A 17,804-nucleotide genomic window follows, 5' to 3' on the forward strand; every position below is an offset into this window, starting at 1 on the left:
CTTGAAATGGTCCGCTTCTCCACTTTCTTTTAGAAGGTTGCCCAAAAATGGTGTTATATAGGTAGCATGTCTTATACCATGTCTATGCTATCATTCGACGTTATTGTAATTGGAACCGGGTCGGCCGGGAAAACCGTTGCCGAGACCGTTCGGCAGGCTACAAAATCAGTAGCCATAATCGATAAATTACCCTTCGGCGGAACCTGCTCGCAACGCGGCTGTGACCCCAAAAAAGTGCTGGTCGGTGCCGCCGAACTGGTAGCCCGAACAGGGCAACTGACCGGAAAAGGCATAAACAGCCCCGCCGTGATCGACTGGTCAGACCTGATTCGCTTCAAAAAAACATTTACTGACCCCATTCCTGAAAATACCGAAAGAAAACTGGCTGATCAGGCTATTCGGAGCTTTCATGGCGTGGCTACGTTCGTATCGGAGAACACGATTCGGGTCAACGACGAGGAATTGCAAGCCGAACACATCGTTATTGCGGCTGGCAATCGGCCACAGCCGCTACACATTCCGGGCGAGGAATTGCTGACCGACAGCACTGGCTTTATGGATATGGCCGAGTTGCCCGACGAAATCGTGATGGTGGGTGGAGGCTATATCGCTTTCGAGTTCGCACATTTGGCTACCCGTGCCGGGGCGAAGGTAACCATTCTGCATCAGGGCAAACGCCCGCTCGAAGGCTTCGACGCCGATGTGGTTGCACTGCTGGTGAAAGCCATGCGCGACATCGGAATCTTCATTGTTCTTGAGGCTCAGGTGACCACTATTGATGGCAAATCGGGCGAATTAACCATTCATTATCAGCGCAATGGCGAGAATTACACTACATCGGCTAAACTGGCTGTTCACGCGGCTGGGCGGGTAGCCGATGTCGCTGAACTGGCGTTGGAAAGGGCCAACGTCGAGACGGGGAAAAAAGGTGTTACGGTCAATGAATACCTGCAAAGTGTGTCGAACCCGCGTGTGTATGCCTGTGGTGATGTGGCCAATAAAGGCTTGCCGCTGACGCCGTTAGCTTCCTATGAGGGGGCCATTGTAGCGCATAATATTCTGAATGGCAATCAGAAAACCTATTCAAACGACCCGGTACCGACAACGGTGTTTACAGTGCCGCCTTTGGCATCGATTGGCCTGACTGAAGAACAGACTCATGAGCAGGGGAGGTCGGTAAAAATCACCTATCAGGAAACGGCCGACTGGTATATCAGCCGTCGGATTAACGAGCCAGTTTCGGGTTTTAAGACCTTAGTCGATGCGGAAACCGATCAGATTCTTGGGGCTCATGTGCTGGGTTCGGGTAGCGAAGAAGTGATCAATCTGTTTGCGATGGCGATAAAACATAAGATTCCGGCAAAAGCGCTGGGTGATATGTTGTTTGCGTACCCTAGTCAGGCTTCGGATATGAGTTCGATGCTGCCCTAAAAGAAAGGCATGCGTTTAATGCATTATGAACCAAATCTGACAGGCTAGTTTAAAAAATTAGTTTTTATCGTTTGGATCGGGCCGCATGCAGCGTATGATAAGATTGACGTAAAGACTGTTAAGTATGTTAAAAGTAATTAAGAATAACAGAGAATACGAGGAGGCTCTGGAACGCGTATATGAACTGATGCAACTTGACTTGGTGGAAGATTCACCGGAATCTGACGAACTGGATGCACTTGTGTTGTTTGTTGAAGACTATGAGGCTAAACAGTATCCAATTGCTCCACCAAACCCTATTGATGCAATCCTGTTCAGGCTGGAGCAAATGGGTAAAGAGAAAAGTGAACTCAGTAAAATACTAGGCGGACGAAACCGACAATCGGAGATTCTGAGCGGTAAGCGTAAGTTGAATCTGGATATGATCAGAAGGCTGCATGCTACCCTTGGTATCCCCGCCGAGAGCTTAATTGCTGCTTACTGATTTGAGTCTGCAATTGGTCTGTTGTTGAGCGTACTCTGGTCGGAAACCGGGTTGCTTTTGACGCCGGTCAGAGACCAGAATACGCCCGAGCACAGTCTGATTTATTTTAAGAAAATAGTCGCGTTTTAGTTGCTCGCTTATTTTGAGACTGTTTAAACGTTCTGGAATAATCATCAAATGCGTTCTTTTTACCGCAGCGAACGCAAAGCCCGCTAAGCAGAACTTCGTTGTATTCTCTGCGGTAAAAAGGCAAAAGGTTAAACAGGGTCATTGTAAAAATCAGTGAGAAACTAAAAGCTAACTCAACTAGCTTACTTATTCATTCTTCTTGCGTTCGGCTTCCAGAGCCAGCACATTCTTATTCGCAATTTTTAAGCCAGCGGTCGGTAGCTTCCCTACAGGACGCACTTCCACAAACTGATCACCCTGATTAGTAACTTCAACTTTCTGTTTCCGGAATGGAATCGTATCGGTTGTGGCGTGGTCGGTAACGAAAATGAACTTGCCGTCGCCATCGTCCAGCAAAGCCGTTCGGGGAATGGTTTGGTCGCTCATGCGCTCGCCAACACCAATAATTCGAGCCTGTACGTTCATGTCGGCAGCGAGTAGCTCACCTTTCGGACGGGCGAAATTGACGTGCAGCGTGATCGCCCGATTTTCGTCATTTACCGACCGGGCAATGTAGGCGATGCGTCCTTTAACGGGATCAATCGATCGGTTCAAAAACCGTAATTCAACCTCCTGCCCTTCGCGCACATAATCGGCATCTTTTTCGTAAACAAAAATGTTGGCTTCAATCCGATTGGGATTAACAATTTCGGCCAGCAGCGTTTGCGGTTCGACCTGAGCGCCCAGATTTTCATGAAATCGGGAAACATACCCATCAATTGGCGAATGAATAATCAGACCAGAACTCAGACTAACCTGGCGCTGATGGATAATTTTATCCGTACTGATACCAATAATTGTCAGTTTATCTTTCAGGGCCAGTTCGCGGGCTCGGGCCGATTGGAGTTTGGCGTCGGCCGACTGAAACTGCGACAGGACGCCAATATTGCTCTTGCGCAATTCGTCCTGCCGTTTAAACTCGGCTTCCAGGTATTCAACATCGGCATGGGCGGCTGCATAGTCGTTTTGCAATTCCAGCAGGGCAAAACTAGACAGGCGAACAATGGGCTGGCCTTTATGAACCGGTTGCCCTTCGCGGACAAAGATCTTTTCAATTTTTCCGGTGATATGACTGCTCACTTCTGCCCGGCTGTCGGGTAGAAGGCGCAGAACACCATTGGCATAAATAATTGGTTTTAAGGCCCGCTTTTCGAACGAAATCAGATCGACATCAACTGTTTTTAACTGATTCATCGTTACCCTGACCGAGTCGGCACTCGACACTTTTGTGTTCTTTACCGTTTCGGCAGGTTGATCTTTGCCGTTCGAATCACCGCAGGAGATAAGGCCACCCAGCGCTAGAAGGGTGCCAAGAAGAGAAAATATATGGATGGGTTTCATGTTATTCGCCTTTAAGATATTGCAACGTGATGACTGCCTGATTGAACGACCGGAGTGCATCCAGATAGCCCAATCGGATTTTAAATGCCTGCTGAACGTTGAGCAGATAATCGTAATAGCCAATGCTGCCCAGACGGTAACCATCGCTGGCGGCCTTAATGATTTCTTCGGCCTGTGGCAATCCGGTGGCATTGTAGTAATCCAATGCTTCCTGATACTGTAAATAATCCGCTATAGCTTTGTCGTAGTCGCCCCGAAGTTCATACTGATTGAGGGTGCTCTGACTTTTAGCAATAGCGACATCGGTTTGGGCAGCATTAATCCGTGACCGGGCCACCCAGCCCCAAATGGGCAGCGACAAGCCAAAGCGTAATCGGTAGAGAAAACGCGAATCGGGACTGCCCTGATTCAAATACCCAACGATGATATTGGGGAGCCGACGCTTTTTTTCCAGCTTCAGTAAGGATGCGCTTAACTCTTCGTTCTGCTGGTAAAATGCTGTTTGCGGGTTTCTGATAAAGGTAGTGTCAGTAGCCAGAAACGGATAAAACTGACGGTCGGGAGCAAACTGCATGGGCCTGAATGGTCCCGTCACCCGGATACTGGTATCATTGGGCGTTCCAATAAGCAACCCTAACTGAATGCGATTGCTGCGGATTTTGGCGCGGGTCTGATCGAGCTGGTAGTTTAACTCCTGTTGCTGCGATTTGGCGTTGAGCACTTCAATGCGGGAAATCTGACCCACTCGCTGACGCGTTTCGGTAACATTGGCAAACACCAGCAACAAACTGTCCTGACGGCGGTAGTTGCCGATGCTTTCGCGCAGATACAACAGGTTGTTGTAGATCGTTCGGACGTTGTACCGTAATGTATTGGTTGTGATCGTTTTTTCGCGCTGGCTCAGTTTTACCTGCTGTTCCTGCACAATCCGCTGGTTTTTATAGACCGTTGGCAGCGAAACCGGCAAGAGTACACCCGGCTGAAAACGGGTTGTGGTGGGGGCTTCGAAAATCAGTTCGGGGCCCGACAGGCTCAATGCGCCCGGAATCAATGCCCGCTGTTTATCGATCCGCAGATTCGCAACATTGACTTGTGGGTTATCGCTCGTGGCGCGGCTGATGGCTTCGGGCAGTGTTATGACATGATACGACTGGGCCATTACCGACAATGCGCCGAAACAGATACTTAGTGTTAATATGATTTGTCTCATGCTACATCCACCTCCTTTTCTACTTCTTCTGGCTGGTGAGTTTTAGGCGAGAACATGGCATATAACACAGGCAAAACAATCAGTGTCAGTACCGTGGCTGTTAACAGCCCTCCAATTACGACAGTCGCCAGCGGCTTTTGCACTTCGGCGCCAACACTGGTCGACAGTGCCATGGGCATAAAACCCAGTGCTGCCACAAACGATGTCATCAGTACAGGGCGCAGTCGTTCGCGTAAGCCCTGCAATACCCGTTGGTTAGGATCGCTGACGCCTTCGGCGGCCAGTGCGTTGAAATGACTCACCAGCAAAATTCCATTCAATACGGCAACACCAAACAGGGCAATGAAACCGACACCCGCCGAAATACTGAAGTTCATGCCCCGCAGAAGCAGGGAGAAAATGCCTCCCACAGCCGACAGGGGTACAACGGCATAAATAAGCAGACTGTCGCGGAAGTTGCCGAACGTTAGATAGAGCAGGCCAAAAATGACAAGCAGCGAAATGGGCAGCACCAGTGAGAGCCGATCTTTGGCACGGCTAAAGTTTTCAAATTCACCACCATACGTTATGGAATATTCGTCGGGAAGCTTCACCTTCTGGTCGACGGCCTTAATGACATCTTTAACGACCGATTCCAGATCGCGCTCCCGAATATTGAATCCAATATTGACCACTCGTTTCAGGTTCACATGCGTAATTTCGGATGGACCAACATCCTCGGTAATTTCGGCAAGTTCGCGCAGTGGAATTGGATTGTTATTCTGATCATTTACCAGTAAATTCTCAATTGATTCGGGGCGAACGCGGTCGTCGCCCGCCAGTCGGAAGGTGAGATCGAAACGTTTATCGCCTTCATAAACGACGCCTGCTGTAGCACCACCGAAGGCCATCTGAATAGCCCGGTTTACCTGTTCTACCTTAATGCCATGAATGGCCAGTCGATGCCGGTCGTATTTGATGTTGAGTTGAGGTAAGCCAAATACCTTACTTGCTTTCACATCGACCGCACCGGGCACTTGCCGAATCACCTGAATAATGGACCGCATTTTATTGACTAGCGTATCCAGATTATCGCCGTAAAGCTGAGCCACAACGTCGGTGCGGGCACCGTTCATCATATCGTTGACCCGGCTTTCGATAGGCTGCGTGATGGCGTAAATCGGTCCCGGATACTGGCTCATGAATTTGTTAACCTCCACTGCCAGGTCTTCCTGATTATCGGCTTTTTTCCAGGTATGCTTATCCGACAGAGACAGGTAAATTTCCTGTGATTCGAGCGGTAATGGATCAACTTTTACTTCCGATGTGCCAATCTTGGAAACGGCTCCCAAAATTTCATCCGGAAATGCTTTTAACAGCGATTCCTGAAAAATGCGGCTTAGCCGGATCGATTCGGTTAGGGGGGTGCCCGTTGGCAAATCCATATCGATCATCATATCGCCTTCCTGAAGCTTGGGAATAAATTCACCACCTATCCGGCTAAAACCAATTATACCCGCTGTTAAAATACCGGCTGCAACCGCTACAACCACAAATTTGGCCCGTAGCCCAGCCGCCAGAACAGGACGCAGCAACCGGTAGAAGAACTGTACGATTTTTTCGGAGAAACCATGATCGTGGAGCGATTTGGGCGGCCGTAGCAGCAGCGCGCTCATCATTGGTACGTAGGTAATTGACAGCAGGAGGGCTCCCATAATGGCGAAACCGACAGTTTTGGCCATTGGGGCGAACATTTTTCCTTCGACCCCTTCGAGGGTTAGAATCGGGAAATAGACAATCAGAATGATCAGGCCTCCAAACACAACCGACTGTTTAACGGCCGATGCCGATGCAATTACGACTTCCTGACGGTCTTTATAGGTTAGCTTGCTTAGATACCCATCATGTCCATTCGCTTCTCGTTTTTCGTCCAGTCGCCGGGCCATAGCCAGACCCAGAAATAGCACCGCCGATTCGACCACAATAATGGCCGGATCGACCAGCAAGCCAAAGTCAATGGCCCCTAAACTCATGATGTTTCCAACAATGTCCAGTTGCCGCATCCAGATGAAGGCAAACAGCATAGCCAGTGGAATAACCGATGCAGCCAGCAAACTGGCCCGCCAGTTACCCAATAACACCAGAATGACGAGCACAACAATAGCAGCGCCTTCGATCAGGTTATGGGCTACGGTATCGATAGCGGCTGTTACAATTTTGGATCGATCCAGAAACGGAACAATTTCCAGCCCATCGGGCAATCCTGCCTGAATGTCTCTGAATTTATCTTTCAAACGCCCAATGACCTCATTGCCATTGGCACCTTTCATCATCAGAACCGAACCGCCAACAACCTCGCCCGTGCCATTTTCACTCAGAGCACCAAAGCGCAGCGCCGAGCCCATTTCAACATCGGCTACATCGCGAACTAATACGGGAACATTGCCATTTTTGCGAACAACAGTCTGCGCAATTTCGTCGAGGTTGTTGACCAGACCAATACCCCGGATAGTAAAGGCTTTATTATCTTTTTCAATATAGGCTCCGCCAGTGTTGCCATTTCCCTGCGACAGCGCCGTATACAGGTCATCGACCGTTATGCCCAGGGCCCGCATCCGCTCGGGTTTGAGTTTTGCCTGGTATTCTTTACTATAACCACCATAACCGCTCACGTCGGCTACACCGGGCATACCCAGCAGTTTCCGGCGTACATACCAATCCTGAAGCGTACGGATTTCGGTTAGTGTATAGCGGGGATGTTCGGGGTCTTTAGGGCGGATTACGTACTGGTAAATTTCGCCAAGACCCGTCGAAACTGGCCCCAGAATTGGCGTACCGGCTCCTTCAGGAATATCGGCTTTTACGCCTTCGAGCCGTTCGAATACCTGTTGCCGGGCCCAGTAAATATCGGTATTGTCGGTAAAAATGAGCTTGACAACCGAGGAGCCAAATTTCGAAACAGACCGGGCTTCAATCAGTCCCGGAATGTTGGCCATAGCCATTTCGAGTGGCGTCGTAATAAATTTCTCGATTTCGAGCGACGACAGATTCGGGGAGTTGGTAATTACGTCGACCTGCTGATTGGTGACGTCGGGAACGGCATCAATCGGCAGGCTTTTCAGGGAGTAGGCCCCGTAACCAATGAGCGCCAGCAGTAGCAGGCCAATGGTCCAGGGACTTCGGACACTAAAGGCAATTAAACGGTCAATCATGAAAAGGTAGATAAAAGAAAGGTAGATATACGCTGATTAACCAACACAGTCTACAGTATTGGTTTAATAGCAAATAGCACACGAAGGATAAAAACTAGCTTAGAAAAATATTAGAATTCGCTTAGAAATTTAGTTCTATTGCTATATTGTAAAGAAATAATACAAAAACGCTACCAGGGATCTGAGCCCCGGTAGCGTTACGACTCGCTAATTCTATGAAAAAAGGTTACTGTTTTGTCGAATCCGTTTCCGCTGTGTTTTCTTCATCTGACGAAGCTATTTTAGCCAGATCTTTATTGTCAGGGAAGTAGGAAAGTCCTTTCTGAAGCCATTCTTTTTGAGCTGCCTCGTCGTGAGCTACCAGATCGTTATAGGCAATCAGGTATTTGAAAGCCAGGACCAGATCTTTCTTATAGCGTTTGCGCTCTTCTTCCTTATCGCCAACCATACTAATAAATTGCTCAAAATAGGGCTTGGCCTTGCCGTTCAAAACAGCTTCTTCGGGTGTATAGGCATAATAGTTGGCTTTGGCTCGATACAGGACGGTGGGCGCATAGTCGGGGGCTCCTTTCTGAGCTAGTGCCAGTGCCGAATCGGCCAGCGCAAAGCGAACCGTATCGCGAACCAGTTTACCCGCAGTATCACGCTGGAAGCCGAGTGTGTAGTTACTCATGCCATAGCGGAACAGATCCTGTACATCCGATTTGAAACCATGTTTGGCCGCCGAGTCGAGCATGGCCACGGCTTCGGGGTGTTTCTTGGTCCGATAGTAATACTTGGCAATGTCGCTATATAAATTCTCAGTTGTGTCGAATGGGGCGGCTTTTGCCAGAAATACGGCTCCCAGTGAATCGTCGCTGGCGCTATCGGTTTCCATATAGGCACGACCCAGGTATTTGTAGTCGTCGGGCATGGCCTTTTCCGGGGCTTTTTCCAGGAATGTGTTAATATTTTCGATCGCTTTCTGGGGCTCTTTTAGCGACGAATAAGCCCAGCCTTTAATTCGATATACGATTGGGTTTTGGCCCAGAGCCGTACTATTACTGTCGATCAGATTAACTGCGCGCTTGAAATCTTTGGCCAGGAAGTGGAATTGTGCCTGCCGAAGCAGGGTTGCCTGCCGATTGTCGTGCGTGGCAGATACATACTGGTCCATATAATTGGCGGCATCTTTGTAGCGATTGACCAGAAAATATAGCTCGGCTAACTGATTGTAGGCAGGCCCATAAGATGGGTTGGCTTCAATTGCTTTTTTGTAGTTCTCTACGGCCAGATTCAGATTGCGGCCCTGCCAGTAAATATCGCCAATGCGCTGATACACACGCGATGGGTCCATGCCCATTTCGAGGGCACTTTCATAACGGGAAACGGCTGTTCCGGCGTCTTTATTCAGGTAGTTGGCATCGCCAAGCGCAAGCTGGATCGATGCATTTTTTTTGTCGCGTTCGCTGGCCCGATTCAGAAAGTCGAGCGCTTTAGTTGCATTAACGGCTTTTGGATAGACCGGTTTGATGGAGCCATTGCCAGGAGTTAGATAACCCGTATAAGCCTCCCCAATTCGATACAGAATATCGGCATTTTTGCCTTTACTCTTATCGACAACTGTAGTTAGTTTAGCGTCGGCATTAGCCATGTCGTTTTTTACGAGGTAGGTAATAGCCGCTCCAGTTTCGTTGAGCGGTACTCGTTTTTCGTCCATGGAAATCCCTTTCTCAAACCAGATGCGGGCCGAGTCGGGTTGCCCGGCTTTGAGGTAACCATAGCCAGCATCGAAATAGGTTTGCATGCCTGGATTTTGCTCGGCCTTCTGGGTTAGCATGTGTTTGGCTTCATCGAAGCGGCCCAGATTCATTAAGGTGTTGGGATCTGATGTGGGGTTCTGGGCGAACGCAATCCCACCTAATCCGGATAGAAGTAAGAAAGTTATGTGCGTTTTCATGTTTTGCTTAGGTTTGGTTACTAACCGGCGATAGTTTACCGCTGATTAGCGATCATATGCAAGGTGCAGCATGAAGCTGAGAACGGACTTAAAGACTGCTTAGAATTCGCTTAGAAATGCCAAAAAGAGTGGTTTAAGACGTTTAAACCAAGTTCTTGCCCATTCAGCAAACCGCTTGCCTGCTAACGGGTTAATAGCTTATGGAGCAACTATAAAACGATATGATTAAGGCACTGGATCTAAATGACGACAGGATACTGGGCTACCGAATTGAAGGCAAAATTACGGCCGCCGAACTGAAACCCCTCTTTGCCCGAGTGGAAGAAAAAAAACGTGAACACAAAAAAATGAGGGTGTATGCCGAATATGTCAGAATGAATGGACTATCGCTCGGCGCAATTTGGGAAGATATTAAATTTGATATAACTCACTTTACCGATTTTGAGAAAGTGGCCGTCGTGACCGATACCGACTGGGTAGGTATTACTGGCAAGGCTGCCGGATTGATTCCGGGCCTGGAGGTCCGGTTATTTTCATGTTCGGAGCAGGAACAGGCTCATGAATGGATTAAAGCCTAGCTATCATCCAAAGGATACCCTCCCCACAGAGTAAAAATCCGGGGAGGGTTATACCAATTATACGTCGACTAACTCAGCCCGAAAACCGGCTTTTTCAACCGCCTGTTGCACCAGGTCTGCGATTCGGTTGTCGGTGGTTTGTACGGTTAGCAGATTATTCTGGGCGCTGGTATCAATGTTCCAGCCATCAACCTGTTCAATCGTATTCAGGTTGAGCGTAACAGCCGCTACGTCCTCGCTCGATTTAATGTTAGTTTTGAAATTCAGCGTTTCCATTGCTTTTGTTCGTTTGTTTCGGCACTGGTTTCTATGTTAACTAAAAAAAGAGAAAGCTGTCACGAAACTGAAACTCAACGGAACCCAGATAAGCATCTTTGGTAAAGACTGCTGCGCGGTAGTGCCCAGGCCGAATCGTATGATCGGGAGCAATATTGAACGAAATTCGTTGTGGGTTCCGGCTGAAATCAACTCCCTGTATAGCGTGGACCGGAATAACCTGGTTGACATTCGATAGCGAAATTGTAGTGCTACGCAGCGGGCTCATCATGGCATTATGCTGACTGTCGGTCAGGCTCAGGTATACGTCCTGAACTCCTTTCAATTGCATTTCGGCTGGTACGTTCAGCGAAACCATTAGCCGATGAACCTTCTTTGCCTTTGCTGTCTGTTTCTGATTGGGCTTGGTGGCTTCCACCAGAAAGGCATCGCCAGTAATGGCAGCACGTGGAGCTTTGGTAGCCAGCGTTTCCGTAAGATCACTTACTTTTTGCTGGAGTTCTTTGTTTTGTGAAATCAACAACTCGTTGCTTTGGGTTAACCAACTAATCTTGTCACGCGAGGCTTCCAGTTGATTCTGCATGCTGTCGCCTTTCACGGAAAGAGTACTTAAATCCTGATGCAGGCTTCCAATGGTACGGTCGCGGGAGGAGTTTTCCCGGCGAAGGCCTCCGATCGTATTCGTTTGACGATCTAGTTGACCGTGCAACTGATTGATTCGATTGTCCAGTGACTGGCTTTCGTCTTTTGCCATGTCGAGCTGGTTAGCCAGCGTACGCAGATCGCCTTCCAGCCGTAGTTTAGCCGATAGCAGCGAATCGGCCCGTAACTCGTTGAGGTCGTTTTGTTTCGCCAGACTCCAGCTTTTTTTCCAATAATAGATACCTCCTGCCAAAAATAAAACCACCAGCGCTGTTAGAAGGCTAGCCGTTATTTTTGCTTTATGATTTAGTGTGCCAGATTCCATATCCGTTCGATTTGCAGTTCATGAAGTAGGTTGTCATTGGATATTGGTAGAACATATCTATTGGGGTGCCAGTACCCCCAATGACTACTATCCAACTAATTTATACTGCAAACTTGTGGCTAATTGGTTACAGCAGACTTAAAGAAAACTTAAAATTTGCTTAGAATTAGCCAGATTGTCAATCACATAGCGAATCTGTGTGTTTACTTACACAGGGCTTAAGCAGAAAACTGTGCCAACTAACCGGCCAATTCCTTTTATTTTAGCCTCGTCAGAAACAGGGGCACTACTTTCGGCAAAAGTTGTGTTACAAAAAAGACCCGATTGTTTAACGAATGACCAATAAGACTTCCCGATATACTCAGGTGCTGGCCTGGCTGGATCAGCATATCATAAAACGGCTCTATACCGAGCAGGTTCGACGAATTATTTTACAAAGTTTACCATTCTGGGTGGCCTCCCTTCTGGCCGGATTAACAGCGGTTGGTTACGAAGAACTGTTTGTCTGGGCCGAACAAATAAGTTTTGCCTGGATTAGAGCCCAGCCTTTGCTGGTGTTTATTTTAATTCCTGTCGCTTTTGTGGTGGCGTGGTTATTAGTAGCCAGACTGGCTCCGGCAGCCAGAGGAAGTGGTATTCCGCAGGTGATGGCTGGTATTGAATTGTCGAATCCAGTTCATCATGGACGAACAGCCTATTTGTTGAGCCTTCGGGTTGCTTTCGTTAAATTACTTAGCAGTGCAGTTTTGCTGATTGGAGGAGGAGTTATTGGTCGCGAAGGGCCTACAATTCAGATTTCAGCGGCTATTTTTCGGGCAATCAATCGACTTCAGCCAGCGGGGTGGCCGCAATTATCGCGTCAGATTGCACTCGTTACGGGTGGAGCCGCTGGGTTGGCTGCGGCCTTCAATACGCCTTTGGGCGGAATTGTTTTTGTGGTTGAAGAGTTGACCCAAACGCATATAACCCGATTTCGAACGGCCGTTTTTACGGCCGTTATTATTGCCGGGATGACGGCCCAGGCTATTCAGGGGCCTTATCTGTATCTGGGTTTTCCGAGGGTAACGGCTTCAACGGGCTGGGCCCTGGGAATTGTGGTGCTGGTATCGATGTTTTGTGGGTTTGCCGGGGCGGTTCTGGCAAAATCGCTGCTTTGGCTCAACACCTACCGGCGGCAGTTTCGGACAAGAGCTGGTCAAATGGGCTGGGTAGCGGGTTGTGGTTTATTGCTGGCCGTAATGGCTTATTTTGTGGGCACTGATGCGGTTGGTACCGGAAAACCAATCATTAACCGCCTGTTGTTTCAGAACGACCATTTAACCCCCTGGTATTTGTTTCCGATCCGATTTGCGGGTATGGCCTTAAGCTATAGCAGCGGGGCTGCCGGTGGTATTTTTGCAACCTCGCTGAGCGCAGGCGCTATTTTAGGCGATGGCCTTGCCCGGCTTGCGCGCGTTACGCCCAGCGATACGAACCTGATTATTCTGGTCAGTATGGTTAGTTTTCTGACAGGTGTGGTTCGGTCGCCGTTTACAGCCGCTATTCTGGTACTGGAAATGACCGACCGGCATTCGGCTATTTTCCAATTGCTTTTAGGAGGCTTAATGGCACAGGGGGCTGCGTCGCTGGTTGATCCCGTTTCGTTTTATGAGCATTTGAAATCGGGTTTTGTCCGTGAAACGCTGGCGCAACCTGCCCGTAAAGAACCGGCTCATCGGAAAGCGGATGAAAAACAGCCCGATCTTACCTAAGGCTGCTCAACGGTCTGTTCATCGGTCGGATAAAGTCGACGGATGAGCAGTTCCATGGTTAGTCCCTGACCGATAACCGAAAACAGCACTACTGCATACGTAATCGTTACAATAAAATCTTTGTAAGGTATCGAACTATGAATCGATAGTGCCATGGCAATGGATAGCCCGCCCCGCAGGCCTCCCCAGGTGAGCAGAATAGGCGCTTTTTTGTCCAGATCGAGCCAGCGCCGGGCCAGTGTAAACGGAATCAGAATAGCCAGATACCGAGACAGCAGCACGATCAGCACAACGATCAGATAAATGATCCATTGCGTACTCTGAAAATCAATAACGAGTAGCTCAATACCAATCAGTACGAAAAGTAGCGCATTCAGAATACCATCGACTAGCTCCCAGAACTTATCGACATATTCTTCTGTGGTATGGCTCATGGCATCTTTCCGGGAAGAGTGATCACCGACCAGTAAGCCTGCTACTACCATTGCTAATGGACCCGAAATGTGGAGTTTCTGGGCTAGCAGGTAGCCTCCCATAACGCCCGCCACCGTAATAATAACTTCGGTTTGGTAGTGGTTAATTGATCGCAGAATCCAGTAGAGAGCATAACCCAGTGCAATTCCGAACAATACCCCGCCCCCTGCTTCTTCCACAAATAGCCACGCAATTTCTCCGGCGGTTACACTTTCTGCGCCATTCTGAATGATCTGATAGATAGAAGCAAACACTACAACGCCAACGCCATCGTTAAACAATGACTCGCCAACAATATTGATTTTTACGCTTTCGGGGAGTTTGAATTTAGTCAGAATACCCAATACCGCAATTGGATCGGTAGGGGAGATGAGCGCTCCGAACAACAGGCAAAGTGGATAGGATAAATTCAGATCAAAACTTTGGGTAGCATAGTAGAGGCCAGTGCCAACCAGTGCTGTGCTGAGTATAACGCCTACAAACGCAAAAAGCATGACCGATCGGCGCTGTACTCGTAGTTGAGCGGCATCGGTATGGAATGCTCCCGCAAAGAGCAGAAAACTCAGCATAACATCGAAAAGAGCCTTGCCAAAATCAATTTCGGCTATGGTTTGGCGCACGAGCTCGAACCAGTGTGGATTGATTGCATTGAGGCCAATGAGCACTAGGGAGAAGCTGAGCGAGACCACCATAATTCCGATGGCGTCGGGGAGTTTTAAGACCTTTGTATTTAAATAGGCAAAAAAAGCCGCAGCAACGATGAGGAGTGTTATTAAGGTAAATAAGTCCATAGAATGACGCTTGTATTGTACAAGAATACGTTAACTTTCGGTTAAAAACCACTTCAGAAGTGGTCTATTAGTTTAATCATAGTGCTGAACGATGATTGTTGACGAACAGAATCCTCTCCGAACCCGTAAGCCAGATATATTTTCTCGCTTTGCCGCCATTGTCCGGGAACGGTTCAGTCTGGAAGAGGATAAGGCAGATGAAGAGGCTATCATTCAGACAATTAGTCGGGGTATCGAATTTAGGGGTGTTAATCTATGGACACTTATTTTTGCCATTTTCATTGCGTCTATTGGACTGAATGTTAATTCTACGGCCGTCATTATTGGCGCCATGTTGATTTCTCCGCTCATGGGCCCAATAATGGGCATTGGGTTAGGCGTTGGTATTAACGACCTGACAATGATTCAGCGGGCGTTAAAAAACCTGGGCATTGCCGTATTCATTAGTTTGCTTACCTCTACCAGCTATTTCCTGGTTAGCCCCCTGCATATTGCACAGTCGGAGTTGCTGGCCCGCACTTCGCCAACCGTATGGGATGCGTTTATTGCCTTATTTGGTGGGCTGGCAGGTATTGTTGCTGGGTCGCGCCGGGACAAAGTAACGAATGTGATTCCGGGTGTTGCCATTGCTACGGCTCTTATGCCTCCACTCTGTACGGCAGGTTATGGAATTTCGACAGGAAACCTCTATTATTTTGCTGGTGCGTTCTATCTTTTTCTGATCAACAGCGTCTGCATAAGTTTGGCAACGCTGCTCATTGTGCGCTTTTTAGGGTATCATCAGAAAGAGTACCCAACAGTTGAAATTGAACGGCGCGTACGGAATACCATCTGGGTGGCTGTTCTCATTGTGGTTGTGCCGAGCACGTATCTGGGGTATCAGATTGTTCGAAAAACAATTTTTGAGCAGGAAGCAAAACGATTTGTTACCAATGAATGTAATTTCCAGTACCGACAGCTCATTAACTATGATGCCCATTTTAACCGCCATCAGAGCCGACTTGAACTAACGCTGGTTGGCGAGCCATTACCTACTGATTCTATCAATCTGCTCAAATCCAAAATGCCAGCCTATGGACTGAAAGACGCCCAACTGATTGTGAAACAGGGAAGTTTTAAAGATGCTCCCGTCGATCTTGATGCTATTACCAACTCGGTTACCGATCAGGTGTTTCGATACAATCAGGCATCACTTGCGTTTAAAGATAAAACCATCGACTCCTTGCGGCAGTATATTGAACTGACTCAGCTCTCGAAGGTGCCGGTGACCGATTTACGGAATGAACTAAAGACCCTGATGCCGGATGTGCAGACCTTTACGGCCGCTCAATCGTTGGTGTTATCGCAAAACAGCACGAAGCCAGATACAGTCATGCTTGTTTATGCCAAATTTTCCCGCAGGCATAAAGCATCTGAGCGCAGACGGATCGAAAGCTGGCTTAAATCCCGCACGAAAAGCAAACACATCAAGTTGATTGTTGAGTAGGATAGGGGAGTAAACGAGTGGCTGGCTTTGGAGTTCCTATCGTAGCAAACTGGGGAAATCAACGAGCCACACAATCAATAACGACAAGAGAAAAAGGATACTGACAAAAATCAGGAGCCAATCAGGGCGGCTGGGAGGTTCTTCGAAGGGGCTTTTGGGTTTTTTGGTGGGCTCATCCTGTTTGGTTGATGAAGGTGGGAAAAAAGAAGTATAGCTAAACGGGATTTTTTCGTATATCATAGCGTGTTTTCATTTTGGTAAATAGCCAGTGGCTGCTAAACCAAAAGTGGAACCTACACCTTAGTATGAACTGAAAAACTCCTTAGAATTTGCTTAGAAAAGCTATTATCGGTTTAAAACCATCCGAAATACTGTGGGTTGGCTGGGAGCCGACGAAACCGTTATCTGACCACCGTGTAAGCGAATAATTCGTTCAACCAACGACAGCCCGACTCCATACCCGCGAACTTCGGCGGTTTGCCGGCTTCGGTAAAAAGGCTCAAAAATATAGGGTAGATCCGTTTCCGGAATGGGCGGCCCTTCATTTGTTATACTCACCTGAAGTGTGCTGGGCGAAAAATTGATGTGCACATTTGCATGGCCATCGAACGAAAACTTACAGGCATTTTCGATTAAATTTTTCAGTGCCGCACACAAAAGAGTTTTGTTTCCCCGAACCGTCAGGTGTTCAGGGTCATCGGGCAGCTCCCCCAAATCGACACTCACCTCATAGCGGGAATTTATTGCATTCACTTCATCCCGAATATCCCAGACGAGTTCATCAATTCGGACATCGTCGGTCAGTAATCCATCGGTATTGTCCTGACTAATCTGCGAAAGCTGCAGCAGTTCATGGGTCAGTTCTGAGAGACTCGTAACATCGTCGAGAACGGAACGGATCGTCTGCTGATAGGCACCAGGGTCGCGCTGGTTCAGCAGGCTAACTTCCAGTTGCGAGCTAATCTGTGTGAGTGGATTTTTCAGTTCATGCGAAACATTGGCCACAAACATCCGCTGAAGGCGAAATGATTCGGCTATGCGGTCGAGCAATCGATTGATCGTTACCGAAAGCCGGCTTAGTTCATCGTCGTCGGGGTTTACAGGCAACCGTTCATTGCGGTTTTGTGGGAAAATGGCGTTAAGAATCTGGTCGATCCGCTGCATGGGCTGAAGCGCATCGCCCGCAAAGAACCAACCCGAAAAAGCCGTTATACCGATCGAGAGGATAAACAGGCCAATAAGCGCCCAGAGAAGTTGGCGTAAAAAAACATCACCATATACGTTTTCGGCACTGGCTATCACCACATACTGCCCCGATGCAGTCATGAACCGAATGCCACATACGTAGTATTCGCCCTGCCGGAATTCCCTGCGTTTTTGCTTTCGAATGCTGGAAATCGTAGTGGGTGAAATAGCCAGTTTTACGGCGTCGCTGGTTACGTAAATGAGCGAATCCCGCCGGTCGAAAACAATGATTTTCTGATTGGGGAGCTGGTCTTTTCGAATATTGCTGAGCTGACGTATCAACTGAGCATCTAACCGATGACGAATAAGCATTTCGCCCAGTGTGTTGGCTTTTCGATCGAGCCGACGGTAAAAGTCAGACGCAATAAAGTACCAGCAGAAGGCATAAATACTCACAAACGTTAGTAGCAAAATGGCCGATACTAACCCTGTGAAACGAAATGCCAGACGGTTGCGGATGGTCATGAGCAGC

The 17,804-nt window shown here is 48.2% G+C and carries 13 protein-coding genes; 5 read left to right on the forward strand and 8 right to left on the reverse strand.

What is annotated here, in order from left to right:
- Window positions 1-84 precede the first annotated feature (84 nt).
- A complete protein-coding gene (locus WBJ53_RS13890; RefSeq protein ID WP_338876741.1) occupies window positions 85-1,431 on the forward strand; it encodes an NAD(P)/FAD-dependent oxidoreductase in 1,347 nt (448 codons plus the stop codon).
- Between the two features lie 124 nt (window positions 1,432-1,555).
- Window positions 1,556-1,915, forward strand: coding sequence for a transcriptional regulator (locus WBJ53_RS13895; protein ID WP_338876742.1), 360 nt, complete (start codon window positions 1,556-1,558; stop codon window positions 1,913-1,915).
- Window positions 1,916-2,230: 315 nt separating this feature from the next.
- Here WBJ53_RS13895 and WBJ53_RS13900 read toward each other — a convergent pair whose 3' ends face one another.
- The 4 genes from WBJ53_RS13900 to WBJ53_RS13915 form a co-directional block, all read right to left on the reverse strand.
- Window positions 2,231-3,424, reverse strand: a complete 1,194-nt coding sequence (locus tag WBJ53_RS13900) for an efflux RND transporter periplasmic adaptor subunit (protein ID WP_338876743.1) — start codon at window positions 3,422-3,424, stop codon at window positions 2,231-2,233.
- Window position 3,425: 1 nt separating this feature from the next.
- A complete protein-coding gene (locus tag WBJ53_RS13905; protein ID WP_338876744.1) occupies window positions 3,426-4,634 on the reverse strand; it encodes a TolC family protein in 1,209 nt (402 codons plus the stop codon).
- On the reverse strand, window positions 4,631-7,825 hold the full coding sequence (locus WBJ53_RS13910) for a CusA/CzcA family heavy metal efflux RND transporter (protein ID WP_338876745.1): 3,195 nt from the start codon (window positions 7,823-7,825) through the stop codon (window positions 4,631-4,633). The genes WBJ53_RS13905 and WBJ53_RS13910 overlap by 4 nt, the downstream gene beginning before the upstream one ends.
- Window positions 7,826-8,051: 226 nt before the next feature.
- Window positions 8,052-9,764, reverse strand: a complete 1,713-nt coding sequence (locus tag WBJ53_RS13915; RefSeq protein ID WP_338876746.1) for a tetratricopeptide repeat protein — start codon at window positions 9,762-9,764, stop codon at window positions 8,052-8,054.
- A gap of 221 nt (window positions 9,765-9,985) precedes the next feature.
- Between WBJ53_RS13915 and WBJ53_RS13920 the strand changes: the two genes are divergently transcribed.
- Window positions 9,986-10,342, forward strand: a complete 357-nt coding sequence (locus tag WBJ53_RS13920) for an STAS/SEC14 domain-containing protein (RefSeq protein ID WP_338876747.1) — start codon at window positions 9,986-9,988, stop codon at window positions 10,340-10,342.
- A gap of 57 nt (window positions 10,343-10,399) precedes the next feature.
- Here WBJ53_RS13920 and WBJ53_RS13925 read toward each other — a convergent pair whose 3' ends face one another.
- Together WBJ53_RS13925 and WBJ53_RS13930 are read right to left on the reverse strand one after the other, a co-directional pair.
- A complete protein-coding gene (locus tag WBJ53_RS13925; protein WP_338876748.1) occupies window positions 10,400-10,618 on the reverse strand; it encodes a copper chaperone in 219 nt (72 codons plus the stop codon).
- A 40-nt stretch (window positions 10,619-10,658) separates the two neighbouring features.
- A complete protein-coding gene (locus WBJ53_RS13930; RefSeq protein ID WP_338876749.1) occupies window positions 10,659-11,585 on the reverse strand; it encodes a hypothetical protein in 927 nt (308 codons plus the stop codon).
- A 335-nt stretch (window positions 11,586-11,920) separates the two neighbouring features.
- Between WBJ53_RS13930 and WBJ53_RS13935 the strand changes: the two genes are divergently transcribed.
- Window positions 11,921-13,336, forward strand: coding sequence for a chloride channel protein (locus WBJ53_RS13935; RefSeq protein WP_338876750.1), 1,416 nt, complete (start codon window positions 11,921-11,923; stop codon window positions 13,334-13,336).
- Here WBJ53_RS13935 and WBJ53_RS13940 read toward each other — a convergent pair.
- Window positions 13,333-14,601: a sodium:proton antiporter gene (locus WBJ53_RS13940; protein ID WP_338876751.1), complete on the reverse strand. Its 1,269-nt coding sequence runs from the start codon at window positions 14,599-14,601 to the stop codon at window positions 13,333-13,335. The genes WBJ53_RS13935 and WBJ53_RS13940 overlap by 4 nt on opposite strands.
- Before the next feature lie 91 nt (window positions 14,602-14,692).
- Between WBJ53_RS13940 and WBJ53_RS13945 the strand changes: the two genes are divergently transcribed.
- The gene (locus tag WBJ53_RS13945) at window positions 14,693-16,087 is read left to right on the forward strand and encodes a DUF389 domain-containing protein (RefSeq protein WP_338876752.1); all 1,395 of its coding nucleotides are present in this window, start codon (window positions 14,693-14,695) and stop codon (window positions 16,085-16,087) included.
- A 345-nt stretch (window positions 16,088-16,432) separates the two neighbouring features.
- On the opposite strand, the gene WBJ53_RS13950 is transcribed toward WBJ53_RS13945, so the two are convergent.
- Entirely contained in the window at window positions 16,433-17,797 is a 1,365-nt protein-coding gene (locus tag WBJ53_RS13950; protein ID WP_338876753.1) for a HAMP domain-containing sensor histidine kinase, read from the reverse strand.
- Window positions 17,798-17,804: the final 7 nt, after the last annotated feature.

The organism is Spirosoma sp. SC4-14, assembly GCF_037201965.1.
Classification (GTDB): domain Bacteria; phylum Bacteroidota; class Bacteroidia; order Cytophagales; family Spirosomataceae; genus Spirosoma.